General features: G+C 68.9%; 26 protein-coding genes. 5 read left to right on the forward strand and 21 right to left on the reverse strand.

Going from position 1 to position 26,900, the window contains the following annotated elements; genetic code table 11:
* Window positions 1-272: 272 nt before the first annotated feature.
* From G6R31_RS13075 to G6R31_RS13130, 12 genes are all read right to left on the reverse strand, one after another.
* Entirely contained in the window at window positions 273-2,738 is a 2,466-nt protein-coding gene (locus G6R31_RS13075) for a phenylalanine--tRNA ligase subunit beta (RefSeq protein WP_017870712.1), read from the reverse strand.
* Window positions 2,739-2,866: 128 nt separating this feature from the next.
* On the reverse strand, window positions 2,867-3,313 hold the full coding sequence (locus G6R31_RS13080; protein ID WP_017870713.1) for an NUDIX hydrolase: 447 nt from the start codon (window positions 3,311-3,313) through the stop codon (window positions 2,867-2,869).
* Window positions 3,310-3,807 (reverse strand): NUDIX hydrolase, encoded by a 498-nt coding sequence (locus G6R31_RS13085; RefSeq protein ID WP_017870714.1) that lies wholly within the window; start codon window positions 3,805-3,807, stop codon window positions 3,310-3,312. The genes G6R31_RS13080 and G6R31_RS13085 overlap by 4 nt, the downstream gene beginning before the upstream one ends.
* Window positions 3,804-4,526: an aspartate/glutamate racemase family protein gene (locus G6R31_RS13090; protein ID WP_017870715.1), complete on the reverse strand. Its 723-nt coding sequence runs from the start codon at window positions 4,524-4,526 to the stop codon at window positions 3,804-3,806. Before G6R31_RS13090 ends, G6R31_RS13085 begins: the two co-directional genes overlap by 4 nt.
* The gene (pheS, locus tag G6R31_RS13095; RefSeq protein ID WP_025567956.1) at window positions 4,523-5,542 is read right to left on the reverse strand and encodes a phenylalanine--tRNA ligase subunit alpha; all 1,020 of its coding nucleotides are present in this window, start codon (window positions 5,540-5,542) and stop codon (window positions 4,523-4,525) included. The genes G6R31_RS13090 and pheS overlap by 4 nt, the downstream gene beginning before the upstream one ends.
* A 169-nt stretch (window positions 5,543-5,711) precedes the next feature.
* Window positions 5,712-6,680: an asparaginase gene (locus G6R31_RS13100; RefSeq protein WP_017870717.1), complete on the reverse strand. Its 969-nt coding sequence runs from the start codon at window positions 6,678-6,680 to the stop codon at window positions 5,712-5,714.
* A 32-nt stretch (window positions 6,681-6,712) separates the two neighbouring features.
* A complete protein-coding gene (locus G6R31_RS13105) occupies window positions 6,713-6,895 on the reverse strand; it encodes a hypothetical protein (protein ID WP_017870718.1) in 183 nt (60 codons plus the stop codon).
* Entirely contained in the window at window positions 6,892-7,824 is a 933-nt protein-coding gene (gene hemC, locus G6R31_RS13110) for a hydroxymethylbilane synthase (RefSeq protein WP_025567954.1), read from the reverse strand. The genes G6R31_RS13105 and hemC overlap by 4 nt, the downstream gene beginning before the upstream one ends.
* Before the next feature lie 66 nt (window positions 7,825-7,890).
* Complete coding sequence (gene tsaE / locus G6R31_RS13115) at window positions 7,891-8,322, reverse strand: tRNA (adenosine(37)-N6)-threonylcarbamoyltransferase complex ATPase subunit type 1 TsaE (protein WP_017870720.1); 432 nt, start codon at window positions 8,320-8,322, stop codon at window positions 7,891-7,893.
* A gap of 2 nt (window positions 8,323-8,324) precedes the next feature.
* A complete protein-coding gene (locus tag G6R31_RS13120) occupies window positions 8,325-10,457 on the reverse strand; it encodes a coiled-coil domain-containing protein (protein WP_025567952.1) in 2,133 nt (710 codons plus the stop codon).
* A gap of 230 nt (window positions 10,458-10,687) precedes the next feature.
* Window positions 10,688-12,292 carry a hypothetical protein gene (locus G6R31_RS13125; protein WP_017870722.1) on the reverse strand — a complete coding sequence of 535 codons (1,605 nt, stop codon included), beginning with the start codon at window positions 12,290-12,292 and terminating at the stop codon, window positions 10,688-10,690.
* The gene (locus G6R31_RS13130; RefSeq protein WP_225983483.1) at window positions 12,289-13,209 is read right to left on the reverse strand and encodes a roadblock/LC7 domain-containing protein; all 921 of its coding nucleotides are present in this window, start codon (window positions 13,207-13,209) and stop codon (window positions 12,289-12,291) included. The genes G6R31_RS13125 and G6R31_RS13130 overlap by 4 nt, the downstream gene beginning before the upstream one ends.
* Window positions 13,210-13,553: 344 nt before the next feature.
* Here G6R31_RS13130 and G6R31_RS13135 point away from each other — a divergent pair, with 344 nt between their 5' ends.
* The 3 genes from G6R31_RS13135 to G6R31_RS16790 all read left to right on the forward strand — a co-directional run bounded on the left by G6R31_RS13135 (window position 13,554) and on the right by G6R31_RS16790 (window position 16,414).
* Entirely contained in the window at window positions 13,554-14,768 is a 1,215-nt protein-coding gene (locus G6R31_RS13135; protein ID WP_017870586.1) for a BioF/Kbl family PLP-dependent acyltransferase, read from the forward strand.
* Between the two features lie 78 nt (window positions 14,769-14,846).
* Window positions 14,847-15,773 carry a metallophosphoesterase gene (locus G6R31_RS13140; RefSeq protein WP_025567718.1) on the forward strand — a complete coding sequence of 309 codons (927 nt, stop codon included), beginning with the start codon at window positions 14,847-14,849 and terminating at the stop codon, window positions 15,771-15,773.
* Window positions 15,774-15,973: 200 nt separating this feature from the next.
* Window positions 15,974-16,414: a hypothetical protein gene (locus G6R31_RS16790; RefSeq protein WP_017870588.1), complete on the forward strand. Its 441-nt coding sequence runs from the start codon at window positions 15,974-15,976 to the stop codon at window positions 16,412-16,414.
* Window positions 16,415-16,587: 173 nt separating this feature from the next.
* Here the strand turns inward: G6R31_RS16790 and G6R31_RS13150 are convergent, their stop codons facing one another.
* The 3 genes from G6R31_RS13150 to G6R31_RS13160 all read right to left on the reverse strand — a co-directional run bounded on the left by G6R31_RS13150 (window position 16,588) and on the right by G6R31_RS13160 (window position 18,504).
* Entirely contained in the window at window positions 16,588-17,241 is a 654-nt protein-coding gene (locus G6R31_RS13150) for a MarC family protein (RefSeq protein ID WP_025567720.1), read from the reverse strand.
* A gap of 159 nt (window positions 17,242-17,400) precedes the next feature.
* Window positions 17,401-18,063 carry a hypothetical protein gene (locus G6R31_RS13155; protein WP_017870590.1) on the reverse strand — a complete coding sequence of 221 codons (663 nt, stop codon included), beginning with the start codon at window positions 18,061-18,063 and terminating at the stop codon, window positions 17,401-17,403.
* 9 nt (window positions 18,064-18,072) lie between these two features.
* Window positions 18,073-18,504, reverse strand: coding sequence for a Fur family transcriptional regulator (locus tag G6R31_RS13160; protein ID WP_017870591.1), 432 nt, complete (start codon window positions 18,502-18,504; stop codon window positions 18,073-18,075).
* A 72-nt stretch (window positions 18,505-18,576) separates the two neighbouring features.
* Here G6R31_RS13160 and G6R31_RS13165 point away from each other — a divergent pair, with 72 nt between their 5' ends.
* On the forward strand, window positions 18,577-19,509 hold the full coding sequence (locus G6R31_RS13165) for a bifunctional biotin--[acetyl-CoA-carboxylase] synthetase/biotin operon repressor (RefSeq protein WP_017870592.1): 933 nt from the start codon (window positions 18,577-18,579) through the stop codon (window positions 19,507-19,509).
* A 192-nt stretch (window positions 19,510-19,701) separates the two neighbouring features.
* On the opposite strand, the gene recA is transcribed toward G6R31_RS13165, so the two are convergent.
* Genes recA through G6R31_RS13180 form a run of 3 tightly spaced genes read right to left on the reverse strand, consistent with a single transcriptional unit; the run spans window position 19,702 to window position 22,729 of the window.
* Window positions 19,702-20,796: a recombinase RecA gene (recA, locus tag G6R31_RS13170; RefSeq protein ID WP_017870593.1), complete on the reverse strand. Its 1,095-nt coding sequence runs from the start codon at window positions 20,794-20,796 to the stop codon at window positions 19,702-19,704.
* A complete protein-coding gene (gene thpR / locus G6R31_RS13175; protein WP_017870594.1) occupies window positions 20,793-21,506 on the reverse strand; it encodes an RNA 2',3'-cyclic phosphodiesterase in 714 nt (237 codons plus the stop codon). Before thpR ends, recA begins: the two co-directional genes overlap by 4 nt.
* On the reverse strand, window positions 21,503-22,729 hold the full coding sequence (locus tag G6R31_RS13180) for a CinA family nicotinamide mononucleotide deamidase-related protein (RefSeq protein WP_017870595.1): 1,227 nt from the start codon (window positions 22,727-22,729) through the stop codon (window positions 21,503-21,505). Before G6R31_RS13180 ends, thpR begins: the two co-directional genes overlap by 4 nt.
* Before the next feature lie 151 nt (window positions 22,730-22,880).
* Between G6R31_RS13180 and G6R31_RS13185 the strand changes: the two genes are divergently transcribed.
* The gene (locus G6R31_RS13185; RefSeq protein ID WP_017870596.1) at window positions 22,881-23,534 is read left to right on the forward strand and encodes a DsbA family oxidoreductase; all 654 of its coding nucleotides are present in this window, start codon (window positions 22,881-22,883) and stop codon (window positions 23,532-23,534) included.
* A gap of 274 nt (window positions 23,535-23,808) precedes the next feature.
* Here the strand turns inward: G6R31_RS13185 and G6R31_RS13190 are convergent, their stop codons facing one another.
* From G6R31_RS13190 to G6R31_RS13200, 3 genes are read right to left on the reverse strand one after another with little or no spacing between them, the layout of a single operon-like run.
* A complete protein-coding gene (locus tag G6R31_RS13190) occupies window positions 23,809-25,023 on the reverse strand; it encodes an NADH:flavin oxidoreductase/NADH oxidase family protein (protein WP_017870597.1) in 1,215 nt (404 codons plus the stop codon).
* A 38-nt stretch (window positions 25,024-25,061) separates the two neighbouring features.
* Entirely contained in the window at window positions 25,062-26,033 is a 972-nt protein-coding gene (locus tag G6R31_RS13195) for a DNA polymerase III subunit delta' (protein ID WP_017870598.1), read from the reverse strand.
* Complete coding sequence (locus G6R31_RS13200) at window positions 26,030-26,791, reverse strand: metallophosphoesterase family protein (protein ID WP_017870599.1); 762 nt, start codon at window positions 26,789-26,791, stop codon at window positions 26,030-26,032. The genes G6R31_RS13195 and G6R31_RS13200 overlap by 4 nt, the downstream gene beginning before the upstream one ends.
* Between the last annotated feature and the right edge of the window lie 109 nt (window positions 26,792-26,900).

Consider the following 26,900-nt stretch of genomic DNA (forward strand, 5'->3'; position numbering starts at 1 on the left):
GCAATCAGGTTGAAAACACAATCAGCTTTCCCAGTCACGTCATAAGGATTCCGATTGAATCTGGTAGTTTCAGATTCAATCCGAGCGGATGCGAGTAGGAAAAAATACGGATTCTGCGATATGGATGCACAGGCGGCGCTTTCCCGACTGTGCAGGAATTAAGCGGAATCCGTATTACTCAGACTCTATGACTTACAAAATGAGAAGAGGCCAGGGCCACCGCCCCAGCCTCCTCTTTTTCCATCACCCATCATCTATCATCCATCACCGTTTCACTTCTCCCGAATCGCCCACCCCTGCGCCTTCACCGCCTCAATCTGCGCGTTAAACACGGGGTCAATGTCCTCTTCGGTCAGGGTCTTCGCGCCCCGGTAGGTCAGGCGCACGGCCACCGAGCGGTTGCCCTCGCCCACCTGTTCGCCCGTGAACACGTCGAAGGGTTCGACCTGTTCGAGCAGCTCGCCGCCTGCGCCCTTCAGGACGCCGACGATTTCACCGTAGCTCACGCCTGCGGGCGCAATCACGGCCAGGTCGCGCCACGCGGCGGGGGCGCGGCTGGGGTCGCGGAAGGCCCAGTCCCGGCCCGGCAGCGGCAGCGCGGCTTCCAGCAGGAAGGTGTCTCCCTTCAGGCCGAATTCCTGCGCGATTTCGGGGTGCAGCGCGCCCAGCCAGCCCACGCGCTCGCCGTTCCAGACCACCGCGCCCGCGATGCCGGGGTGCAGCGCCGCCGGAACCTCCTCGCCGCGCAGTTGCTGCACTTCGAGGGTCGCGCCGCTCGTGGCCGCGAAACTCTGGACCAGGCCCTTGAACACGCTGAAGCCGCCCTGCACCCCGTCCTGATAGGTGCGGGCCGCGAGGTCGCCGCGCATCAGCAGGCCCAGGCGCTCGGTTTCGCCGGACGTGGGGAAAATCCGCCCGATTTCAAAGAGCAGCACCCGCTCGCCTTTGGCGTGGGCACCCGCCGCTTTCAGCAGGGAGGGATACAGCGCGGTGCGCATCCCGGTGCGGTCGGTGGTCATGGGATTGCGGAGCCTGACGCCGGGAAGCTCGGCGCGGGCCTTCTGCGCTTCCTCGTCGCTGGTGAAGGTGTAGGTCACGACCTCCTGAAAGCCCAGGCCGCTCAGGGTCCGGCGCAGGTCGGCCCGCCGGTCGCTGGGGGCCGACGCGCCGAGGTTGCTCTCGTGCACGCGCAGGGTGGGCAGCGTTTCGGGCAACTCGGCAAAGCCGTGCAACCGGGCGACTTCCTCCGCGAGGTCCTGCCAGATGACCATATCCACCCGCCAGGACGGGGGCAGCACGCGCAACTCGTCGCCCTCACCCTCGACCCTGCACCCCAGCCGGGTCAGGATGTCGCGCATCTCGGCAGTGTCGATGTGCATGCCCAGCAGGGCGCGAATCTGTTCGCCCGTCGCCGTGATTTCGAAGGGCAGTTCGGGCGTGCCCACCAGGGTTTGCCCGGCTTCGGGGGTGCCGCCGCCGTACTCGCGCAGCAGTTCGGCCACGCGCACCGCCGCTTTGGGGGCCAGCAGCGGGTCCACGCCGCGCTCGAAGCGGTACACGGCGTCGGTCTTCAGGCCCAGCCGCGTGGCGGTGCGCCGCAGCAGCACCGGGTCGAAGTGCGCCGACTCGATGACCACGTCCCGCGTGTCGGCCCGGACGTGCCCGTGCTCGCCGCCGACGATGCCCGCGATGCCCAGCACATGCGAGCCTTCCTTGGGCTGCTTCATGGTGGAAAACGCCTCGGCCACCGACATGACGGGTTCGTCGCTCATGCCTGCGTCGAGAATCAGCAGGTCCTCGCCCCCCGTCTGGTGCGTGTTGCCCAGCAGGTCTTTCACGTTCTCGCCTTCGCGCAGGCCGAACGCCACCACCAGGCCGTCTCCGGCCACGTCACGGCGGTCATAGAGGGCGGTGGGCTGGCCGAGTTCGAGCATCACGTAGTTGCTGGTGTCCACGATGAGGTCGATGGAGCGCATCCCCGCGAGGCTGACCCGGCGCTGCATCCACAGCGGCGCGGGGCCGTTTTGCACCCCACTGACGGCGCGGGCGGCGAAGTGGTCGCAGCCGAAGCGCAGTTTCTTCGACGGGTCGCGGTCCAGCACCCGGCCCCGGTCCGGCAGCGAGACGCGAATCTCGCCGGGCTGCGTGGGCGCGGCGGGAATGGTCGGCTCGTGCAGTTCCAGTTTCAGGTACGCCGCGAGGTCACGGGCAAGGCCCACGGCGCTGAGCACGTCGGCGCGGTTGGGGGTCACTTCCACGTCCAGCACGCTATCGGCGGCCCAGAGCCGGTTCATGGGCGTGCCGGGCGCGGCCGTGCCCGCCGGGAAGGTCAGGACGCCCGCGTTGCTCTCGCCGATGCCGAGTTCCTTGGCGCTGGCGGCCATGCCCCAGCTTTCGACGCCCTGCATGGGGCGCACGCCGTAGGTCATGCCGCCCAGGGTGGTGCCGGGCGTGACCAGCGCCAGCATGGTCCCCGCCGGGAGGCCCACCGCGTTGGGGGCGCCGCTGGCGATGGTCTTTTCGCCGTTCTCTCCCGTGTCGAGTGTCAGTCGGGTGAGCTGCGTGCCTTCGATGGGTTCAGCGGCTTTGACCGCTACCAGCAGCACGCCTTCTACCGGTGCGGGCACTTCCTCCACACCCTCCAGCGGCAGACCGAGGTGCGCGAACACGGGTTCCAGTTCAGAAACGGGCGGCAGGTCAGGAAGCAGTTCTTTGAGCCAGGAATAGGGAAGTTTCATGCGTTGACCTCATACGGATTCCGATTGAATCTGGTCGTTTCAGATTCAATCCGAGCGGATGCGAGTAGGAAAAAATACGGATTCCGCGATATGGATGCACAGGCGGCGCTTTCCCGACTGTGCAGGAATTAAGCGGAATCCGTATCAGAGGGGGTGGCAAGTTGACGGGCGAGGCCGCGCAGGACCTCCGGCACCAAGTTCACCTCGTCCAGCCGGTTCAGTGAAACCCACTCGGGCTGGTACCAGTTCTCGGCGCTCTGGCGGATGCCCTCTGGACCGTCGCCCAGGCGCATCTCGCCGCTGACGACGTGGCAGAGGAAGTAGTGTTCGTGGCTGTGGGTGTCGCCGTGCCGGTTGTCGAGTTCCAGCACCTGCTTGCCCACCTTCACGGTCAGGTTGACCTCTTCCAGCACCTCGCGGGCGCAGGCCCCAGCGGGCGTTTCGCCGTCTTCGATGCCGCCGCCGGGGAGCGTGGCATACGTTTTGCCGTTCCTGCGCCGCAGCATCAGCAGAAGCTCGTGCCCGTCGTTGAAAACGAGGGCGGCGGCGCGGGGGCGTGGGGCGGGGTCGGTCATAGATGCTCCTCCAGATACTTGTGCAACGCGCCGAGGTGCAGCGGGTAAAACGCCTCTGGCCGATGCTCTAGCTTTTGCCGTACTGCTTGTAGGGGTATCCAGCGCGGCGCTGCCGTTTCCCCTTCCTGGGCACAGGGTTCGCCTGCCGCTTCACAAATGAAGCTGCTCAGCAGGATGGAATACCCGCCCGACAGGTTCTGAGTCACACAGTAGGGCGTCACCGTCCGAATGTCGTAGCCCAATACCCCGCGCACAAAGCCTTCGCCCTCGCCCCTGATGCGTGTGACGGTCAAGCCCGTTTCCTCCTGAACTTCGCGCCGCAGGGCGTCAAAGACGTTTTCGTACTCGCGCAGTTTGCCCGCAGGCAATTCAAGCAGACCGTCCTCGACGCCGATATTCGGTTTGCGCCGTTCTTGCAGCAGCAAGCAGGGCCGACTGTCCACCACGCGGGGAATAAGTGCGCCGACGCAGGGAATGGCGAAGGTTTCAGTCATTGCCCAATCACTCTGGAATCACTTTCAGCAAGGAGCCGCCGCACCGCCGCCTGAACATGCAGCGCCGTCGTATCGAAAACGGGCACAGACGAATCCTCCTGCCCCACCAGCAACGTAATTTCGGTGCAGCCCAGAATAATGCCCTGTGCGCCGCGCTCGATCAGGCGGGCAATAATTTGGCGGTAACGTGCCCTGGATGCGTCCTGAACGACACTTCGGCAAAGCTCGTCGAAGATGATGCGGTGAATGTCGGCGCGTTCGGCCTCATCAGGAATCAGGGTTTCAATGCCAAAGCCTTCGCGTAGCCTGTCCTTGTAAAAGTCCTGCTCCATCGTAAAAGTCGTGGCCAGGAGGCCCACTTTCTGCAAGCCTGCCGCCTGAATCGCCGCACCCGTCGTATCTGCTATATGAATCAGGGGAATATTCACGGCGGCTTCAATCTGGGGCGCAACTTTGTGCATGGTGTTGGTCGCCAGCAAAAGAGCGCCCGCGCCTGCGCGTTCAAGCCCCTGGGCCGCCTGAGCCAGAACTTTTGCCGCCCCGTCCCAGTCGCCCGCTTTTTGCTGCGCGGCAATCTGAGCAAAATCAACCGAATGCAGCAGGAGCGGCGCGGAGTGCAGGCCGCCTTTTCGCCCCACGTATTCCAGGTTCAGCAGGCGGTAATACTCGGCGGAACTCGTCCACGACATACCGCCGATGACGCCGAGGAGTCGAGTCACCCCAGCTCCCCCCGGAATTGCCCAATCACCCTCGGGTCGTTGGCGTAGAAATACCGAATATCGGGAATCCCGTACTTGAGCATGGCGATGCGCTCCGGGCCGAGGCCGAAGGCAAAGCCCGTTTTGCCCTCATACACGCGCTCCTTGCCCGCCGCCTCGCGCAGGTCGTCCACGGCCTTGAACACGTTCGGGTGGACCATGCCGCAGCCGCCGAGTTCCAGCCATTTGCTCTCGCCGCGCGGGTTGTCCCAGTACACGGCGAAGTCGGCCCCCGGTTCCACGAACGGGTAGTAGCTCGGCTGAAAGCGCACCTTTGCCGAGGCACCGTACAGCCCGCGTGCCATCTCGGCAATCGTGCCCTTGAGGTCGGCCATGCTGATGCCTTCGCCCACCACCAGACCTTCGAGCTGATGAAACATCGCCTCGTGGGTGGCGTCGGTGGCCTCGAAGCGGTAGACCTTGCCGCGCGAAACCATCTTGAGCGGCGGCTCGTGCTCCAGCATGTAGCGAATCTGCATGTTGCTGGTGTGCGTTCGCAGCAGCCGCCCGTCTTCCAGCCAGAAGGTGTCCTGAAGCTCGCGGGCGGGATGGTACCAGGGAATGTTGAGCGCCTCGAAGTTATAGTGCTCCTCCTCGACTTCCGGCCCCTCAGCCACCTCGTAGCCCATGCGGGTAAAAATCCCGATGAGATCGTCGTACACGCGGGAAATGGGGTGCAGGCCGCCCGCCGGGAGGGGCAGGCCGGGCAGGGTCACGTCCACCGCTTCGCTGGCGAGGCGGGCGTCGAGTGCGGCCCGCTTGAGCGCCGCCTCCTTTTCGTCCAGCGCGGCCTGAATCGCGGCGCGGACCACGTTGATTTCCGCGCCCCTGGCCTTGCGCTCCTCGGGGGGCAGCTTGCCCAGCGTGCCGAGTTCCTTGGTCACCAGGCCGGATTTGCCGACATAGCGGGTCTTGACGGCCTGAAGCGCTTCGAGCGTCTCGGCGGCGTGAATGTCCTGAATGGCCTGTTCCTGCATGTTTTCCTCCATCAACCATCTACCATGAACCATCAACAAAAACCCCGCCTGTGGGTAGGCGGGGTGACTCGCTCAGCCTGAATTCAGGCGAACGTGACCCCGGAGCGCGTAAATGGCGAAAGTGGCGCGGTCCGGGTGGTCATGGCCGTAGCGTAGCAAACTCACCCCCTCAGAACACCCCCTCAGCAAAGACCCGCCGCACGTCCTCGCGTCCCAGGCCGAGGCTGAGCAGAAGGAGCAATAGCAGCCGCGCCTTGTGGGCGTTGAGGAAACTCGCCGGAATCGCCCCCGCCGCCACCAGGGTCGCGCCGCCGCCCGCGTAGCCGTAGACCGGCAGAATCGGCCCGGCGTGGGTGCGCGTGGCAAGCACCACCGGCTTGTCGCTCGCCTCAATCAGCGGCAGCAGTTCGGGCGGCAGGTTGCCGGTGCCGAGCGCGGCAATCACCAGCCCGTCGGCCCTGGACAGCGCTTCGGCGTAGCCTTCGCCCTGCCAGCCCGCGTAGGCGTACAGGATTTCCACCCGCCTGTCCAGCGTGTCCGGGCGAAAGGTGGGGCGCGGCTCCGGCGTGGCGAAGTAGCGCACCTGCGGCCCGGCGGGGGTGCGGTCGATGCGCCCGATGGGGCCGGGATACCCGCCGAACGCGTCCACCGCGCTGGTATGCACCTTGGTCACGGTGCGGGCGTCGAAGATGTCCCCGCCGAACACGACCAGCGGCCCGCGCCCCGCCGTGTCCGGGCACAGCGCGACCTGCGCGGCGTCGAGCAGGTTGCCGGGGCCGTCCCAGGAGACTTCCTCGGCGTGACGCATGGAGCCGGTCAGGACGACGGGAACGGCGGCGGGCAGGCACAGGTGCAGGAAAAAGGCCGTTTCTTCCAGCGTGTCGGTGCCGTGCGTGACCACCACCGCGTCGTGGTCGGCGGCCAGCTCCCCGATCAGCTGCGCGAGTTGCCGCATGTGCGCGGGCGTGACGTGGGGGCTGGGCAGATTGAACGGCTGAAATTCGCTGACACGGACGCCTTCCAGTCCGGGCAGTTCGGGCGGCGTCTGCGGCGTCAGCCCGCGTCCGTCGGGACTGGGACGGCTGGCGATGGTGCCGCCGGTATGAATCAGGGCGAGGCGGGGCGCAGAAGCGGGCATGGGACCAGGGTAACGGCCCCCGGCCCGCACGTTCAGCGGTTGCGCTGCGCGGCCACCACCAGCGCCACCACGAACACCAGCGCAGTGACGGGCAATTCGCTGAGGAGCGCCTCCCCGAAGGCTATCCCGCGCCCGGTCTTCTGAAACAGGCCGATGCCCAGCCACAGCAGGCCAGCGAGCAGCGCGAGGGTCCAGGCGCGGGGCGGAATCTTCACTTCTCGCGGGCGGATTCGATCAGCTCGGCGGCGCCCCGTTCCAGCATGTCGGCGGCGAGTTCGGCCCCGATGTCGGCGCATTCGGCGGCGTCGCCCTGCGAGGTGGCGCGGATGACCTTGGAGCCGTCGAGCGCGCCCACCCAGCCTTCCAGGGTAATTAGCCCGCCCTTGATGACGGCGTGGGCGCCCACGGGGGCCATGCAGCCCGCGCCCAGCCCGGCCAGGAATTCGCGCTCGGCGGTAATCCGGTCGTCGGTGGCGTGGTCGTGGATGGCGTAGACGACTTCGGTGGTCAGGTCGTCCTCGGTGCGGGTTTCCAGGGCCAGGGCGCCCTGACCAGGGGCAGGCAGCAGGATGTCCGGCTCGACGAATTCGTCGATGCGGTGGCGCTGTTCGGTGCGAATCAGGCCCGCTGCCGCCAGGATGATGGCGTCGTACTCGCCGCTGCCCAGGGCCGCCAGCCGGGTGTCGATGTTGCCGCGCAGGTCCTTGACGATCAGGTCCGGGCGGTAGGAGCGCAAGAAGGCCTTGCGCCGCACGCTGCTGGTGCCGACCCGTGCGCCCTGGGGCAGTTCGGAGAGCTTTTTCATGCCCTCGCGCCCGATCAGCACGTCACGGGCGTCCACCCGCTTGGGAATGCTGGACACTTCCAGCCCCTCCGGCTGCTCGGTGGGCAGGTCCTTGAGGGAGTGCACCGCGATGTCGATTTTTTTCTGGAGCAGGGCTTCCTCGATCTCCTTGACCCAGAAGCCCTTGTCGCCCTTCTGGGCGAGCTGTTCCAGGCTCTCGCGGTTGCGGTCCCCCTTGGTCGAAATGGTCTGAATCCGGAACTCGGTTTCGGGCCATTCTTCTTTCAGGCGGGCCACCACCCAGCGCGTTTGTGCGAGCGCCAAGTTGCTGCCCCGCGTTCCAACGGTCACCATCCGCATAACCGGGGCAGTATAGCGGGGTCGGCCCGGTGGAACGTGCCGGGCTTGCCTTCCCGGATGCGGGGGTCAGCGCCGCCGGGTCACGCGCCGCAACTCGGGGTCGCCGCCCACGTGTTCGAGCAGGTAGATGGGTGCCTCGGGGTAATCGCCATAGAGCCGCTCTCCCCACTCGATGACGCTCAGGCGGCTTCCGGCCACCAGTTCGTCGAGGTCCATCTCGTACAGCTCGCTCACGTCGCGCACGCGGTAGGCGTCCACATGCAGCACCTGCCCGGCGGGCACCGGGTAGACCTGCATCAGCGCGTAGGTGGGACTCGTGACGTGGCCGCCGAAGCCCAGCGCGGCGAGCAGCCCCTGGGTGAGCGTGGTTTTGCCCGCCCCGAGTTCACCTTCCAGAAACAGCAGACTGCCGGGCGCGAGGGCCTGCGCCAGTGCCGCGCCCAGCGCCCGCTGCTCCTGCACCCCGCGCAGCAGCCGGGTTTCTCCTGCGGCGAGCACGTTCAGAACTCACCCGTGTCGAGCCAGGTCCCCGCGTCGTCGAGGCTGTCCCAGTCGGCAGCGCGGGCCAGCCGCCAGCCGTCGCCGCCTACTGAACGGGCCGACCAGACGTGGGTGTCGTCGGCCATGTCGAGGCGGTGCAGGCCCAGTGCGGCGGCCTGGGCCAGCAACGTCGCCATGCCCTGGGCGGCGGCGCCGGGTGTACCGGCTCGCAGTTCCCCTGCGCTTACCTGCCAGACCTCGGCACGGACTCCGGCAGGCAGACCGCGCACGGCGGGAACGCGGTTCTCCTCTTTCGGGGCGCCTGCCGCTCCGAGCGCGAGCAGCGCGGCGAAGGGGTCGCTGCCCGCTGACGCTGCTGGGGTGGAGGCCGGGGCTGTGGAAGCTGGTGATGGGGAAAGCAGGGCCGAAGACGCCAGCTCGGCGTGGTCCAGATCGCGGGCCGGGGGTTCGTCCGCGCCCTGCGGTACCAGACCGGGCCAGCCCGTCGCGCCGCTCGCCGGGCCGGAACCGAACAGGCCTTCGCCCTGGCCCCCCGGCGCGTCGTCCAGGCTCTCGCCGCCGAAGTCGAACACGTCGAGCAGGTCGTCGAGGGCGGCCTCGCCGAAGGTGGCGGTCACCTTCTGGGCGGCTTCGTACTCGGCGCGGGCCTCGCCCAGCAGGGCCTCGGCCCCCTCCAGGGTCTGGGCGTAGCGCTCGCGGGCGCCTGCGCTCATCGGCCCCAGGCGGCGCTGGGCACGCAGGGCGTCGGCCAGTCGGCCCAGGCGCTGAATCGTTTCGCCGGCCAGACTGCGCACCTCGTCGTACTCGGCAATCACGAAGTCGGCGCGGGCGTCGAAATCCTGGCGCTGCGCCGCCGCCTGACTCATCTGCCGCTCCAGCGTCGCCCACAGCGGGGCCAGGTCGTAGGCTTCGCCCCGCTCGACAGCCCGGCGGGCTTCGTTCAGGGTCTCGCCCAGGGCCGTGACCGCGCCGGGCACGTCGCGGGCGCTGCGCTCGAGTTCGGCCAGTTCGCGTTGCCCGACCAGAATGCGCCCGGCCAGCTCGGGCGAGTGCGTCAGCGCCTGGGCCACCGCCCGCAGCTCGCGCAGTTCCTCGGTCGCCAGGCCGCCGCCCTGCAGGGTCATGCGGGCCACGTCGAGCGCCACGCGGGCGTCGTTCAGGGCCTGTCCGCCCGCACGCTGCCCCAGGTGCTCGGCCAGTTCGGCCAGCTCCTCGCGCTGCGCCTGCAGGGTCTGAAGCCGCGCCGTTTCCAGCGACTCGCGCCACGCGTCCACCGCCGTCTCGCTCAGGCGGCCCGTCGATTGCCGGACCCGGAACTCGTTTTGCTGCCGCTCCAGTTCGGGGCGGGCACGCAGCAGCGGCGCGTAGTCGCGCTGAATGGCGACCAGTTTGCGGGTCACTTCTTCCTGTTCCAGCGCCAGCACCCGCGCCTGGGCATCTCCGGCGTCGTCCGTGCCCTGCATCACGCTGCTTTCCAGGGTCCGGCGCAGCTTGAACGACAGGTTGCGGGCGCGTTCCAGTTCGGCGGGCAGCAGGGTGCCCTGTTTCTGCGCGTCCTCAAGCTGCGCGATCAGGCTTTCCAGACGCCGCACGTCCTTGCCGCCCAGCGGCTGCACCCGGGCAAAAGCGTCGCGCAGGTCGCCGAGTTCCTGTTCCTGCTGCACCAGCCCTTCCTGAAGGCGGCGCTGCATCTGGTCGATCAGGTTCTGGCCTTCCTGCACCAGCGCCGAAATGTCACGCCCCGCCTCGCTCTCGGTGCGGGCGGTGCCCAGCACGCCGCGCAGCCGCTGGGCTTCCGGCCAGTCGAAATACAGGGTAAAGCGCTTCGACGCTTCTTCCAGGCCGCCCACCGGGCTGACTTCGGCAGGCTCCGGGGCCTGGGCGGGCAGCGCGTCGAGTTCGCTGAGCACGTCGAGAATGCGCTTCTTGGCGAGCATGGGCGAGACGCCCAGCAGCAGGCGGCGGTAGACCTCGTGCTTGAGCACGTCGGCCAGCGCCGAGGGCCAGAGCTGCTCCACCGTCACGCCGCGTGAGAGGGCGGCGTCCTGCAAGGTCTTTTCCAGCGAGCGGGCCGACACCAGATCACCGAGCATCCGGACCGGCAGCTTGTGGGGTGGGGTGGTGGCCGTCATGCGGTCCATCCTGTCAGAAAAGGGCTTCGGGCAGCGCGGGCCGTGTCCGGTCGGGCGGGGGCAAAAAGCAGTTCAGCCATTCACAGTTCCTCGTCTCATACGGATTCCGATTGAATCTGGTAGTTTCAGATTCAATCCGAGCGGATGCGAGTAGGAAAAAATACGGATTCCGCGACATGGATGTACAGGCGGCGCTTTCCCGACTGTGCAGGAATTAAGCGGAATCCGTATCACAGTTCCTCGTCCCAGTCCAGGTCGTGCTGGGTGTAGCGGCTCGGTGGGCGCGAGACCGGGCCGGGCACGGTGCGCCGCCCCAGCAGCCCGAACTGCTGGCACAGGCCCCAGAATCCGTAGGCGAGCAGGGCCAGCCCGGCGGCGCTCAGCAGCCCGCGCAGCAGCAGGCCGCCCGCCCCCTGCGACAGGGTGAGGTTCACGGCGCCGCGCAGCAGCGGCAGGTCCAGCAGGTCGCCCAGCCAGGCCAGCAGCCCGAACGTTCCCGAGAGCAGCAGCGGCAGCGTCAGGGTCAGCAGCCCGGCCCAGATGGAGCGCCAGTACACGTTGCTGCCCCCGAACGCCAGGCGCAGCAGGTAGAGCGGGAGCAGGCACAGCGCCGCCAGCCCCAGCCCCAGCCAGGCCCGGACCCCGCCGCCCAGGGCACGCGACGCCCCCGCCGCGAAGCCGTCGCTGCCCGCCGTCGCCTGCCCGGCGGCCTGACGCTCGGCGCTGCCCAGCGTGGCGATAAGTGCCTGCACGTCGTCGGGCCGCAGGCCGGTGCGCCGCTGCATGGTCTGCACGTCGCGCCCGAACTGCGCGAAGGCCGGGGCCGCCCGCACCGCCGGCGGCACCTCGGAAAGCAGCGGCGTGACCTGTGCCAGCGTCGCCCGCGCCTGGGCCGGGTCGCCGTGCCCGCTGGCGGTCAGGGCACGTGCCAGGGCCGCATAAACGGCGTCGAGATTCTGAGCGGACGTGCTCGTCCCCGAGGTCGTGCCCATCCCTGGAGTCGTGCCCGGCACCGGAGGTTCCTGGGCATTGGGAGATTCCCCGGCAGGGGGCACCGCCTGGGAACTGGGGGCGGGTGCGCCCGCTGCCAGTCGCCGTTCCAGGTCGGCGGCGCCCGCCTGCAGGTCGGTCAGGGACTGGGCCAGCCCGGTCTGGTCGCCGCCGCTGACCTGCCGGAGCGCCCGGTCGAACTGCGGCACCCCCAGCGGCGGGGTGCTTTCGCGTCCAGGCTCACGGACCAGCGCGAACCAGCTCGATGCCCGGGTCAGCGCGAGGTAGTTGACGGTGCGCGGCTGCTCGGGGCCGGTGCCCTGCAGCGCGGCCCGCACCTTGCCGGCGGCCACCCGCTGCACCTGCCAGCGCACGGTGTCGCGCTCGCCCAGCCGGGCTTGCAGGCTCAGGGCCGCCAGCGCCTCGCCTTGCAGCCCCAGTTCACGCCCCAGCAGGCGCAGCGCGGCAGTGTCGTTGGCCGGTCCCGGCTGCGGCTGCAAACTGTCGAGGGCCTGGTCGTACAGGGCGCGGCGCAGCAGCCCCCGCGCCAGCAGCACATGGGCCTGCACCTCGGCGGGCGTGCGGCTCAGGGCCGAGTGGGCCTGCGTCACGGTGCTGCGCAGGTTGCTCGCCAGCGCCCCCTGTTCGCCGCCGGGGAGGGTGGGGCCCAGGACCGAGAGCGCTGCGTCGGCCCGGTCCAGCTCGGCTTTGGCCGCTGCGGGGTCGCGGCCCACCTGCGCCGCCGCGCGGTCCAGCGTGTAGGCCAGCGTCCGGTACGCCGTCAGGTCCTGCGCCGCCGCGCCTGCGCTGCTCAGCAGCCCCCACAGGAGAAGGTGGCGCCTCACCCGCTCGCCTCCAGCTGTTGCAACTCGGTCAGCAGCCGCCCCACGTTGACCTGCGGCCCGGCGATGACCGCCACCGAGTAGTTTCCCAGGGGCCGCATGCACACCGTCTGCTGTCCCAGGTCGGCGGCGAGCAGTTTCAGCCCGCGCTGGCGCAGCAACAGCCCCGTGGCGGCGATCACGCTGCCCAGTTGCGTCACGTCGCGCAGCGCCCCCACCCGCAGCACCTCGCCGTTTTCCCGCGTCACCATCACGCCCAGCACCCCCTGCATCCGTCCCAGGTCGCGGATCAGGGCGTCCTGCCCGGCCTCGCCGCTCAGCGCGTAGTGCCGCGTGCTCGGCGCGGCGGCGTACTCGGGGTCGTCGAACTCGAAGTCGTCGGCTCCAAATTCGTCGCCTTCAAATTCGTCGCCTTCAAATTCGTCGCCTTCAAAGTCGTCCCCCTCGAGCGTGTCGGCCCTGACTGGACTGGCCCTGACTGGACTGGCCCCGAGTGGTCTGGCCCCAAGAGAACTGGCCCCAAGTGGACTGGCGCCGGAGGGCTGCCCGTTCTTTCTCCCGCCACTGCTGCCACCCGCCGCCCCGCGCAGGTCGCCCGCGTGGTCCCAGTCGCTCACGGCGGAGCTTTCGTTCACGGTGGAGCCTTCGTCCCAGGGGGAAAAGCTGCCCACGTCGGTAAACAGGGTGGGCGTGCGGGGAAACTCGTGTTCCAGCCGGGCGGCGAGGGCGCCGAGTTCGGCCCGGGCCTGTTCGGGCGACAGAATGGTGCTCAGCCGGTGAACGAGCGGTCCCGTCAGCACCAGTTGCATCTGGGCGGCGGTGACCTCGTCAGGCGACAGGTCGCGTTCGCGCAGTGCCGCCTTCAGCAGGGCGTCGGCGCCCCGCTCGGACACGCTCCGGGCCAGGGCCTGAAGACTCATGGTGTACACGTCATTGGGCATAGCAGGAAATACCTCGGTCGGGGAGTCTCAGGCGGCGCAGCAGGGAGCACAGACAGGGAGAAAGGAAGCCCAGGCCGGTCATGAGAAAAGCTTAACGTTCCTGAGTATACGGGTGCGGCCTGGAGCACACAGACCCCGGAGAACAGACCTGGGGAAAGCGTCTGCTGGGGGGGTGGGTGGGGGAGGGGGGGGCACTGAACCCGCGTCTGCCGACTTCCTGCCAGTTCCATCTCCCGAAACCCATATGTTCTGCTGCTCCTTCCACCCGGATTTTCCTCCCTCTTGCTGGGAGATTTCGTCGGAGTGCGTATAAACTGCTCGCCATGACCACCAAGACGGACCCCACCGCTCCGGGCCTGACCCTGGGTGACCGGCTCAGGCAGGACCTCGCCGGGCTACGCGAGAGCGGCCTGCTGATTTCGCCGCGTGTCCTCGACGCGCCGCAGCACGCCCGCACGCGGGTGGACGGGCGCGAGGTCGTGAACCTGGCGAGCAACAACTACCTCGGCTTCGCCAACCACCCCCGCCTCAAGGAACGGGCCGCCCAGTACCTCGAGCAGTGGGGCGCGGGCGCCGGAGCCGTGCGGACCATCGCCGGAACGCTGCGCATTCACGAGGACTTCGAGCGTCAACTGGCCGAGTTCAAGCACACCGGCAGTGCGCTGGTGCTGCACAGCGGCTTTTCCACCAACCAGGGGGTGCTCGGCGGCCTGCTGCGCGAGGGCGACCTCGTGGTCAGCGACGAACTCAACCACGCCAGCATCATCGACGGGCTGCGGCTGACCAAGGCGACCAAGAAGATTTTCAAGCACGCCGACCCCGACGACCTCGACCGGGTGCTGCGCGAGAACCCCAGCGAGGGCCTGAAACTGGTCGTCACCGACGGCGTGTTCAGCATGGACGGCGACGTGGCTCCGCTCGACCGTCTGGTGGAGGTCGCCCGCCGCTACGGGGCCGTGACCTATGTGGACGACGCGCACGGCTCGGGCGTGATGGGCGAAGCCGGACGCGGCACGGTCCACCACTTCGGCTTCGAGTACGCCGACGACGTGATTCAGGTGGGCACGCTCTCCAAGGCCTGGGGCGGCGTGGGCGGATACGCGGCGGGGCACCCCGACCTGCGCGAACTGCTGATTAACCGCGCCCGGCCTTACCTCTTTTCCACCGCCCAGCCCCCGGCGGTGGTCGGGGCGCTGGCAGCGGCCCTGGACGAGGTGCAGCGCGACCCCAGCCTGATGGAGCGGCTGTGGGACAACACCCGCTTTTTCAAAGCGGAACTGGGCCGCCTGGGTTTCGACACCCTGGGCAGCGTCACGCCGATTACCCCCGTCGTCTTCGGAGAAGCGAGCGCCGCGTTCGAGGCCAGCCGCCGCCTGTTCGACCTCGGCATCTTTGCCGTGGGCCTGGGCTTTCCCACCGTGCCGCGTGATCTGGCCCGCATCCGCAACATCGTGACCGCCGAGCACACCCGCGAGGACCTGGAGCAGGCGCTGACGGCCTACGAACAGGTGGGCCGCGATCTGGGCGTCATCGCCTGACCTGATCCCATATCTGCTTCCCCTTCTCTCCACCTTCCGGTGGACGCTGGCCGGCCCCTGGATTGTTAGGGTCCGGCCATGTCCGTTTCCTGGCCCGGTCCTGCCCGCCTTCCACACGACCCGCCCCCCGACCCACAGCGCCGCGTCCTGCTGCGTCGGCTCCTCGCCGGAACGCTGGCCGGGGGGGTGGGGGCTTCGTTCGTGGCCCAGGGCTACCGCTTCGGCGTCACGCACGAGCAGCGGGCGCTGACGGGCTTGACCCGGCCCGTGCGCCTCGCGCTGCTCACCGACCTGCACTATGGCCTGTACATCGGCGCGGGCAGTGCCCGGCGCTGGGTGGACGCGACCCTGGCGCAGCGCCCCGACCTGATTCTGCTCGGGGGAGACCTGGTGGACCGCCGCTTTGCCGGGGCGCAGGGGAGCCGCCCGCTCGGGGCGCTGCTGGCCGAACTCGGTCGCCTGCGGGCGCCGCTGGGGGTCTACGCGGTGTGGGGCAACCACGATTACGGCAGCTTCGGCCGCTACGGAACGCGGCGTCTGGGGCCGCCCGTGACCGACTGGGCCGCCCGGCGTGAAGCCCTGCGCCTGGCCCTGGAGCGCCAGGGCGTGACCGTCCTGCTCAACGGGGGCCGACCGCTGCGCGACGACCTGTGGCTGGGTGGGGTGGACGACCTGTGGCTCGGCGAACCCGACGTGGCGGCGGCGCTGCGGGGGGCAGGTCGCCGGGCCACCGTCCTGCTCTCCCACAACCCCGACGTTCTGCTGCAGCTGCCCGCACAACCGGGGCTGACGCTCAGCGGCCACACCCACGGCGGGCAGGTGCGGCTGCCGTGGGTGGGTGCCCTTCAGGTTCCCGCCGATCCCCGGTTCACGGCGGGCTGGGTGCAGGGACCGCAGGGCGCCCCGGCCTATGTCAGTCGCGGCCTGGGCATGAGCGGGCTGCCTTTCCGCAACCTCTGCAAACCGGAAATCACGCTGTTGACCCTCACGCCCCCGGCGACCTGACCTGTCCTCCCGACCTGCCGCACGGCGCACCTCACCCTGAGTTTAAAGAAACGCTCTGGGTGGCCCGGCGTCTTGTTCCGCGGCATATAAAGCTTCCTTACAGGACACCTCATTCAAGAACCTGTGTCAGTTGCCACACTTCAGAAGCTTCAGGAGAAGGCCTTCTAGCGAGGCCCACCACACCTGATAAGGAGATTCCCATGAAAAAGTCTATTCTTGCTCTGACCATCCTGCTCGGTTCCGTCGCTTACGCCCAGGACACCAGCACCGACACCAGCACCGACACCACCACCGAAACCACCACCACTGAAACCACCACCGACACCGGCGTCGAAACCACCGACACCAGTGTCGAAACCACCGACACCAGTGTCGAAACCACCGACACCAGCGTCGAGACCACCGATGTCGAGAACGACGCCGTGACCACCAGCAGCGAAACCGACGGCGTTCCCGGCAACGAGCGCGAGCCTGCCGGCTTCCCCTGGGGTCTGCTGGGTCTGCTGGGCCTCGCCGGTCTGATGAACCGTGGCCGCCCCCAGCCCGCTCCCGTGGTTCACACCACCACCCACACCGAACCCCGCCGTGACACCACCGTCGTGACCGGCACCACCACCCAGAACGACCAAAACCGCCGCTAAGCCGCAGCGGTACGGCAAAGCCCCCCAGACACCTTTCGTCTGGGGGGCTTTGCCGTCCTTCTTGTCTGAGCGTACTGGTACGGGTTTGAACTCCACTTCGCGCCTCCAGAAAAAGCGCCCGAATGCGCTCTGCTGCGCGGCTTTCGAACTGCTGGGCAGCTTTCGGAGCCGTATCAATTGAGACGCAGGCCGCCGCGCATCAGTTCCAGGGTGCCGTCGGCGATGTACTGCACGGCCAGGGCGCCGAGCAGCACGCCGAGGACGCGCGTGACCACATTGACGCCGGTCAGACCGAGGCCCTTGGCGATCTGGTTGCTCAGGCGCAGGGCGAGATAGCACAGCGCGAGCACCACGCCCGTGACCAGAAACACGGCGAACATCAGCAGCGGGTCGCCGTGCGCGGCGTTCGTCTGAATCATGATGCTGGCGAGGGTGCCGGGACCGGCGATGAGGGGAATGGCAAGCGGAAAAACGCTGATGTCCTCGCGTTCCTGCGCCTCGCGTTCTTCTTCCGGCGTTTCCTTGGTGGCACTCTGGCGGGCCGACACCATGTCGAGCGCCACCATGAACAGCAGGATGCCCCCGGCAATCCGGAAGGCGCTGAGGCTGATGCCGAGGTGTTCGAGCAGCGCCCGCCCGAACAGGCCGAACACGAAAATGATGCCCCCGGCGACCAGGGTGGCTTTGAGGGCCAGCCGCCGCTTCTCGAAGGCGGGCCGGTCCCGCGCCAGGGCGATGAACATGGGCGCGAGGCCCACCGGGTCCATGATGACCAGCATGGTCAAAAATGTCCGGTAACTCAGGGTAAAGACCTCGGACCAATCCACCGGGAGAGCTTAGAGCATTTGCCAAAAAGATGGCGCAGCCTTTTGGCGAGCGAAGCGAGTGCAAAATGTCGAGCAGGATGGAAAATGCAGGCGTCTGGGGTGCCTTTCCACGAACGCCGTAATTTGGAGCACTGCTCGAGCGGGTGGCACTGCCTGCGCTCAGGGGCGCACGTCCACTTCCAGCGTGGCGGGGGCGCCTATGCCCTGGCCCTGGGTCGCCACCACGTTCACGGTGTAGGTGTTGATAGGCATGCCCGGCGCCGCCACGATACGCACCGGAAAAGTCTCGCCCACCCGGGTCTGCGGGCGCGGCAGGATGACCTGAATGCCCGGCACGCTGCTTTTGCCCTGCAACTGAAATGTGCCGGGATGCGTGTCGCGGGTGTAGCCCCCGATGCGGCCCTGCAACTCGCGCGACTCGCCCGCCCGCAGCTGCACCCGGCTGACCGACTTCTCGCCCGCCGTGCTCAGAACGAGGTACCCGCCCGCGCAGCCGCCGGTCCGCAATTTGCCGATGTCGAGGGCGCTCACGTAGAGAGAAGGAAACAGGGAAGCCACCACCAGCCCCAGCCCCAGCGCGGCGCGGCGCATGCTGCCCCGGTGCAGTGCGGCGAGCGCGAAGCCCCCCGGTCCCAGCAGCAGCGGCACGAACAGCGCAATCAGGGTGCGGCCCCGGCAGGGGTCGGTGATCAGGGCGTCGGCCAGCCCGCGCACCCCGAACAGCAGCGCCGCGCCCAGCCCCCAGCCCAGCAAAAATGCCGGCAGCGCCTGCTGTGCGCGGAACTCGGGAAACGAAGGCGGCTCGGACAGGGGCGCGGTCATGGGCCGAGGCTAGCGCGGGGGCCAGGGGACAGGTGCCGGGGAGCCGCCCGCGTCCCGGCGCTGGCATTCGGGGCACACGCCCATGAATTCCAGGCGCACGTCCGTGACCTCGAAACCGGCGGGCAGGGCGTCGGCGGGCAGTTGCGGCAGGGCCGTGACCTCCACGTCGAAGATGGCGCCGCACGAGCGGCAGACGGCGTGGTGGTGCTCCTCGCCGGGGTGACGGTAATCGTAGCGGGTGGCTTGCCCGGCCCGCTCTATGGTCGTGACCACGCCGTCGCGGACCAGGGCGTCGAGGGTGCGGTACACCGTGCCGAGGCTGACGTGCGGCAGTTGCTCGCGCACCTGGGCATGCACCTGCGCCGCGTCGGGGTGCGAACGTGCGGTCCGGAGCACCTCCATCACCGCCGCCCGCTGCTTGGTTTGCCGCACCATCGTCATCGCTTTTCTTATAGCAGATTGCCCCGCCGCTTCAGGGCGACCCCGGTGACGTTCCGGCGTTACCCTGGGCCTATGCCCCTGCGCCTGCTGCCCCTGCTGACCGACCGACCGCAGTCGGGAGACCACCTCGGCCAGCTGCTGGGGGTGGGCCGAGTCACGGTCAACACGCTGGCGCGGCGACTTCAGGAGGAGGGCGTGCCGGTCAGGGTCAGCCGCGCCGGGTACGCCCTGGAACCGGGCACCCCCGCGCCGGGATTGGTGCCGCTGCGCGGCGAGTTCGGGCGGGCGCTGTGCTACCGGGGCACCGTGAGCAGCACCCAGGACGACCTGCGCCTGTGGGCCGATGCCGAGCGCCACCCGGCCCCCCACGGCGCCGTCGTGGTCGCTGAGCGGCAGACCGCTGGACGGGGACGGCGGGGACGCACCTGGGACACCACCCACGGCACTCTCGCCTTCAGCCTGCTGCTGCGCGAGGCCCTGACCCTGCCCGAACTTGCCCGTATGCCGCTGGCCGCCGGAGTCGCCCTGCACGCCGCCTGCACCGACCTCGGCGTGCCCTGCGGCCTCAAATGGCCCAACGACCTGCTGACCCCGGACGGGCGCAAGCTCTCGGGCATCCTGCTCGAAGCCGACCTGCGCGGCGAGGAAGCGCGGCGGGCAGTGCTGGGCATCGGCATCAACGTGGGCGCCGCGCCGCAGGGAGCGGCCCATTTGCAGGAGGCAGTCCCCCAACTGACCCGCGCCGAAGTCCTGGGCGAAGTGCTGGGACAGCTCGAACACTGGCTGGCGCAACCGGCCCCCGCTGTCCTCGCCGCCTGGAAAGCCGCCAGCCTGACCCTGGGCCGCCCGGTGCGCGTCGCCACCGCCCGCGCCGTGGTCGAGGGCGTGGCGCGCGACCTCGACGAGCAGGGCAATCTGCTGGTGGAAACGGAAGCGGGCGTGCAGACCGTCGGCGCGGGCGACGTGCAGCTGGTCGGGACGCTGAACCCACTGCCGAAGCCATAAAAAACCCCCCCCTGTCTTCACCCGGACAGGGGAGGCGTCTTCAGGCAGGTTGTCGATGCGCCCACAGGGGAAGCCCTGCCCGAAGCGTAGGGCCAGTCTGACAGCGCGGCGCGGCGAGCGCATCCGCCAAAAGGCGGAGAAAGGAAAACCCCCCAGGTGGGGGGCCAGGTGGGGGGCTGGGGAAAAAGAGGCTTACGCTTCGGCGGCTTCGGGCGCGGCAGGTGACGGGGCCAGGGCCGGCGCTTCGCCGGTGTTGCCGTTGCGGATGGCGGCCATCACGCGGTCGCGGATTTCCTGCTCCATCTCGGGGCGCTCGGCGATGTAGGCGATGGTCTTTTCCTTGCCCTGGCCGATGCGCTCGTCGCCGTAGGAGTAGAAGCTGCCGGCCTTCTTGATGATGTCCATGTCGGCGGCCAGACCCACGAGGTCGCTGAGCTGGTCGAAGCCCTTGCCGTAGACCAGCGCGAGTTCGACTTCCTTGAAGGGGGCGGCGACTTTGTTCTTCACGGTCTTGATCTTGACGGTGTTGGCGACCGCGTCGTTGCCGACCTTGGTGGGCTGGCCGATCTTACGCACGTCGAGGCGCACGCTGGCGTAGAACTTCAGCGCCCGGCCCCCGGTGGTGGTTTCGGGGTTGCCGTACATCACGCCGATTTTCTCGCGAACCTGGTTGATGAAGATGGCGGCGGTGCCGGTCTTGGAGAGAATCGCCGTCAGCTTGCGCAGCGCCTGCGACATCAACCGGGCCTGGAGGCCGGGCAGCGAGTCGCCCATGTCGCCCTCGATTTCGGCGCGCGGGGTCAGCGCGGCCACCGAGTCGATCACGACCACGTCAATCGCGCCCGAGCGCACCAGCAGTTCCATGATTTCGAGCGCCTGCTCGCCGTTGTCGGGCTGCGAGACAAGCAGTTCGTCGGTGTTGACCCCCAGCGCGCGGGCATACACCGGGTCGAGGGCGTGCTCGGCGTCGATAAAGGCGCAGGTGCCGCCCGCCTTCTGGGCCTGCGCGACGATGGCGAGCGCCAGGGTGGTCTTGCCGCCCGACTCGGGGCCGTAGATCTCGGTGACGCGGCCGCGCGGAATGCCGCCGACGCCCAGTGCGAGGTCGAGGCTGAGGCTGCCGGTGCTGACCACCTGCACGTCGAGCTTGCTCTCGGCACCCAGCTTCATGATCGAGCCTTTGCCGAAGGCCTTCTCGATCTGGCTCATGGCCGTTTCGATGGCCTTGAGGCGCTCCTTGGCGTCGGTGGGGGCGGCGGTGATTTCCTTCGGGTTGTCCTTGCTCATGGTTGCTCCTGTGGCGCACTCGGCGCGGCGGGGGGGGCGGATTCAAAAAGGTCCCCGGAAGCGGGTCCCCGGAAACGGAAGGTGCTCTGGACTTCGTAGATCGGGCCGGTCTTACGCAGGATGGAGCGGTAGAGCGTCAGTCCTGGGGCCGTCCAACCCTGGTCGAAGATGAGGGGAGGAAGGCGCGGCGCCGGTCCCTTCTTGCGGGCGAGGGTGATATGCGCCTTGAACGCGAGGTCGTCGGTCTCGACGCCGAGGTCACGAATCCCGGCCCGCAGCCCTTCGGCCAGTTCGGTCAGGCCCTCGGCTTCGGTCTTGACGAACCAGACGCGGGGGCTGCCTTCGTTGGGGAAGTACCCGGTGCCGCGCAGCCGCACGTCCAGCGGCGGCACGTCCTGCGCCAGCCGGGTGCCGAGTCGCTTGAGGTCTTCCACGCGTTCCGGCGGCACGGCGGGCAGGTACGAGAGGGTGACGTGCATCTGGTCGGGCCGCACCGCCCGCCAGTTGCCGCGCAGCCTGGCCTGCGCCTGCGCCAGCGGCGCGGCAATCTCGGCAGGCACGCGCAGGGCGTAAAACAGGCGGTAGGTGGAAGGCTGGTGCGGCTCCTCCCGGTTCGTCTGTTTTCCAGACGCCGGAGGCCGCGCGGAACGTGCCCCGGCCTGCGCCTTCTGCCCCTCGGCCCTCGGCCCTCTGCTCTCTGCCTTCTTCATCCCTCACCCCCCTGGGCCGGATTCGCCAGCGCCCGGAACGCCAGCCCCAGCGCGGTGACGGCGGCCCGCTCGCGCACCTGTGCGGGGTCGCCGGGCCAGTTGACCGACGCGGTGTACTGCGCCGTGCCGGTGTCGAGCGCGGCGTAGGCCAGCCCCGCCTCCTCGCCCGATGCGGCCACCACCACGCTCAGCCCCACGTCGGAGGCGAGGTGTTCGCGCGCTCCGGCAGCGAGTTCGCGGGCGGCCTGCTCGCTGACCAGCCCCTGCTCCTTGAGGGTCACAGGCGTCAGGCCCAGCGTAATCAGGCGGCGGTGGTCCTGGGTCACGGCGGCGTCGTGCGGCATGGTCCCGGACAGGCCCGGCTCGTCGGCCAGCAGCAGCGACAGGGCGCCCCCACTCCCGGCCTCGATGACGCCCAGAGTGCGCCCGGCGAGGCGCTCGCCCACCACGCCCGCCAGGGTCGCGTCGCCCTCGCCCCAGGTCCAGCGGGCGAGCCTGCCGCGCACGTCGTCCAGCACCGGGGCGAGCAGGGCACGGGCCTCGGCGTCGGTGTCGGCGCTGGCGGCCACGCGTACGTCTATGCCGGTCTTGCGGAAATACGTCGCCACGCTGGGGTTGGCCTGCCGCGTGAGTTCGCCCAGGAGCTGGGCCACGTTGCTCTCTCCCAGGCCCTGGGTGTGAACGGTGGTGTGGACCAGCGCCCGCTGGGGCAGCGGCAGACGCGGGAGCACCTGCTCGCGCCACATCTTCTGCATCTCGCGGGGCGGGCCGGGCAGCGCCACGATGACCTTTTCGCCGTGACGCACGAACCAGCCCGGCGCCGTGCCAACGGGGTTGGGCAGCGCCTCGGCACTTGGAATCAGCCACGCCTGCTTGCGGTTGCCTTCCGGCATCTCCCGGCCCCGCGCCGCGTACAGGCCGCGCAGCCACGCGAGCAGCTCGGGGTCCTCGGCGGGCGTCTCGTTCATGACCGCCGCGATCGCTTCACGCGTCAGGTCGTCGTCGGTGGGACCCAGGCCCCCGCCCACGATGACCAGGTCGGCGCGGGACAGCGCCAGCGCCACGCCTTCCGACACCCGGTTCAGGTTGTCGCCCAGCACCGTCTTGCGGTGAAGCGTCACCCCCCGTTCGCCCAGTTCGCGGGCCAGAAAAGCGGCATTGCTGTCCACGATTTCTCCGAACAGCAGTTCCGTGCCCACACTGATAATTTCTGCTAGCAGCATAACAACCTCGCCGGAGTATATGGGAGGGCGTAACCGGTGTCTACAGGGAACGGTCCTGAAACGGGGGGTTGGGGGGAGGTGATCTGCCGTCTCCGACCTCTGCGCTGGAACCAGGGGCCTGCCCCCCGGCGGCAGGTGCTAGCGTCAGGGCATGACCGACCTCTACTTCGATTTCCTGTGCCCCTACGCCTGGCGCGGTGTCGAGATGGCGCACGCCCTGCGTGGGTGCGGCGAGACGTTTCGCCTGCGTCACTTCTCGCTGGTCCAGGGCAACCACCCGGACAACAACGCCCCGGACACGAAAGGGAGCGGCGAGGTGCGGTGGTGGCTGACCGACCAGCCGCTGGGCGCCGAGGGGGGCAAAGGCTCCATGAAGTACCAGCGCCCCAGCCTGAGCGCGTTTCTGGCCGCCCGCGCCGCGTACCGTCAGGGCGAGGAAAAAAGCTGGGCCTTTACCCTCGCCCTGTTCCGCCTGCACCACGAGGACGGTCGCGAACTGGACGAAACTGCCTTTCAGGACGCCGCCGAGCACGCGGGGCTGGACCTCGCCGGGTGGCAGAAGGACCGCCAGGACGAAGCGGCCCTGCGCCGCGAACTGCGTGAGGATCTGGAAGCGTCGGCGGCGCTCGGCGTGTTCGGCACCCCGACCTTCGTGCTCGGCAGTGGGGACGCGGCCTATTTCAAATTCGAGAAGCTGACCCGTGACCCGCACGAGGCGCAGAACCTCTGGAGCCTGTTCACCGGCACGCTGCACAGTGAGGCGCAGGTGGCGACGGTTCGCCGTCCGGTGCCCAGAAAGGGTTGACGGAAAGGGTTGAGGGGTTGGGGAAGGCCAGCCTGACCTCTGGACTGCTCGACGTTCCGGTCATAATACGGATTCCGATTGAATCTGGTCGTTTCAGATTCAATCCGACTTGCAAAGCTGCGCAGCAGAGCGGATGCGAGTAGGAAAAAATACGGATTCCGCGATATGGATGCACAGGCGGCGCTTTCCCGACTGTGCAAGAATGAAGCGGAATCCGTATAACACGGGCCGGGCGGCCGAGGTCAGTCGAGTGGCCTGTTCCACGAAAGCGGCTCTACGCCCGCCGCCGCCTGAGCACCGCGCCCAGCCCGGTTTCGGCGGCGATGCGGGCCAGCGCCAGCAGCGGGGCCTCGCCTGCCCGCACCTGCTGCCCGCCTGCCAGACGGCGCATGGCGTCCTCGTACCAGGCGATTTCCAGGTAACCGCTGCCGTCCAGCAGGCCGATGCCGGTTTTCAGGGGGCGCACCTCGCTGCTCACGTCCTCGCCGCGCAGCACGCGGGCGCTGAAGTCGGGGTCGGTGACCAGCGGGCGGGCCAGCCCCACCACGTCGGCACTGCCCTCTGCCAGCACTTGCCGGATGGTGGCGGCGTCGCGAAAGCCCCCGGTCACGCACAGCGGCACGCCCGCCGCCGCCCGTGCCCGGCCCGCGAAATCGGCAAAAAAGCCGCCGCGTTCGCCCTGCCCCAGCATCATCATCGGTTTTTCGTAGGTGCCGCCCGAAATCTCGATCAGGTCGCAGCCGCGCTCGCCCAGCGCCGCCACCACCGCCAGGCTGTCCTCCTCCGAAAAGCCGCCGCGCACGAAGTCGGAAGAATTGAGCTTCACGCTGACCGGGAAGCGCGGCCCCACCGCTGCGCGCACCGCGTCGAAGGTTTCGAGCAGAAAGCGCATCCGGTTGTCCAGGCTGCCGCCGTACTCGTCGGTGCGCACGTTGTGCCGGGGCGAGAGAAACTGGGACAAGAGGTAGCCGTGCGCCGCGTGCAGTTGCACCCCGCCGAAGCCGGCCCGCTGCGCCAGCCGCGCCGAGCGGGCGAAGCGGGCGGTCAGGTCGTGAATCTCGGGCACCGTCAACGCACGCGGGGTTTCGAAGGCGCGGGCCATGCCTCCGGGGTAGGGCACGGCGCTGGGGGCGACGGTGCCGCCCGCATTGAGTCCACGCGGGGCCTGCTTGCCGGGGTGGTTGAGCTGCATCCACAGCGCCGCGCCCCCCCGACTGCCCTGCACCGCCCAGGCGTGGAACTCGGCCAGGTGCCGCTCGTCCTCCAGCACCACGTTGCCCGGTTCACCCAGGGCGCGGGCGTCCACCATCACGTTCCCGGTGAGCAGGATACCGGTGCCGCCCCCGGCCCAGCGGGCATACAGCGCGGGCAACTCGGGCCGGGGGGCGTGGTCATGGGTGCCCAGCGCCTCGCTCATGGCGCCTTTGAGCAGGCGGTTTTTCACGGTCACGCCGCAGGGCAGGGTCAGGGGTTCGGTGGGGGCGGTCATGGGGACAGGGTAAGACCTGGGCGCGCGGGAAACGTCCTTCAGCGGCTTTCCCCGAACGCTTCACGCAGCGCCAGCGCGAAGACCTGAAAACTCAGCGCGGGGTTGGCGTAGGCTTCCAGGGCCGTTTCGAGTTCGCCCAGCGCGAGGTCGGCGCGGGCACGCTGCTCGGGCGGGCGTCCGCGCCAGACGAAGCGCAGCGCTTCGGGGTGCCAGGCCGGGTCCCAGGCTTTTTCCAGCGTGGCGGCGGCGTCCAGGGCGGTCAGCAGACCCTCTCTCAGCGCGTCCGTCAGCGTGCGGGCGTCGGCGAGTGCGCCCCGGACCGCTTCCGTCTCGCTGAGCACGCGGGCGCGTCCGGCGGCGAAGGCGAGCAGGTCGTCGTCGGCCTCCTGCCCCGACTGAAGCAGGGCGCGGGACATGGCGCTGTCGCTGGCCGGGGTCACGCTCAGGCGGGCGCTGCGGCTGACGATCGTGGGCAGCACCGAGCGCAGGTCCTCGGCCAGAAACAGAAACAGGGCGCGGTGCGGCGGCTCCTCCACCAGTTTGAGCAGCGCGTTCGCCGCCTGCGGGTTGAGGAACTCGGCCCCCGCCACGATGACCACCCGGCGAAGGAAGGTGGGGCGAAGTTCGAGAAACTCGTAGACGTGCGTTTCGTACTCGCGCCCGCTGTCACGGCTCTGCAAAATCGCGCCGATGGGGATGATGCGCCTGCGGGCCGCCTTGCCGGTGCTGGTGGTCGCGCGGGGTTCGAGCCGCAGCACGTCCGGGTGTGCCCCGGCGAGCAGGGCGCGGCACGACGGGCACTGCCCGCACGCTTCGCCGTACATGCCGCGTGCCCCGCTGCAATTGTGCTGCGCGGCAATCGCGTAGGCGAGGTCGAGCTTGCCCACCCGCGCCGGGCCGGAAAGCAGCAGCGCGTTGCCGCCAAAACTGCCGGTCTGTTCGAGCAGGGGGCCGTGCAGCGCCGCCGCCGCCAGCGCGGGCACGGGGGGCGTGGGGGCGGGCGCGCTCATTTGCCGACGGACAGCCGCGCCGCCAGCACCTCGGGCAGCCCGGCCTCACGGATGGCGCTCTGGGTGCGCGTCACGTCGTAGGGCACCCGGAACACCTCGAAGACCGAGCGCGACGTGTCGAACACCGCGTAGCTGGCGCGGGGGTCGTGGTCACGCGGCTGCCCCACGCTGCCGGGGTTGAGAATCACGCGGGCGCGGGGCGGCACCATGTAGGTGGTGGTGTCGCTCAGGGCGTGGCCCTTGATCCAGTCGCCCACCGGGGCATTGAGGGTGGCGTACACCGCCGGAACGTGGGTGTGGCCCACGAAGGCCAGCATTCCCTGCCACTGCGCGAAGGCGTCGCGGGCGGCGGGCACCGAGTCCATGTAGTCGTCGAGGCTGGTCGGCGTGCCGTGGCGGTAGCGGGCGCCCACGTCGGGGTCGTCGATGCCGTCGCGCCAGGTGCGCACCCAGCGCAGGTCGCGCTCGGTCAGTCGCCCGAGTTGCCACTTCAGGACCGAGGCCACCGTGCTTTCCTTGTAGACCCGCTGCCCGTCGGCGTATTCGAGCAGCATCTGGTCGTGGTTGCCGACGATGCATTTGGCGTCGAGGTCGCGCAGCACTTCAAGCACGTCGTGGGGGTGCGGGCCGTAGCCCAGGGCGTCGCCGAGGTGAATGATCTGATCGTAACGACGTTGTTCGGCGTCCTCCAGTACCGCTTGGAGAGCCGTCAGGTTGGCGTGGATGTCGGAAAGCAGCAGCAGCCGCACGCGCGCCATGATAGCCCTCAATCGGTCCGGGGACGCCGTGTGCGCTCACGGGTGTGGCGACCCATGAAAAAAGCACGCCCGCAAGCGTGCCTGTGCCGGAATCCGACAGTCTCCGGCC

Source organism: Deinococcus wulumuqiensis R12, from assembly GCF_011067105.1.
In the GTDB taxonomy this organism is placed as follows: domain Bacteria; phylum Deinococcota; class Deinococci; order Deinococcales; family Deinococcaceae; genus Deinococcus; species Deinococcus wulumuqiensis.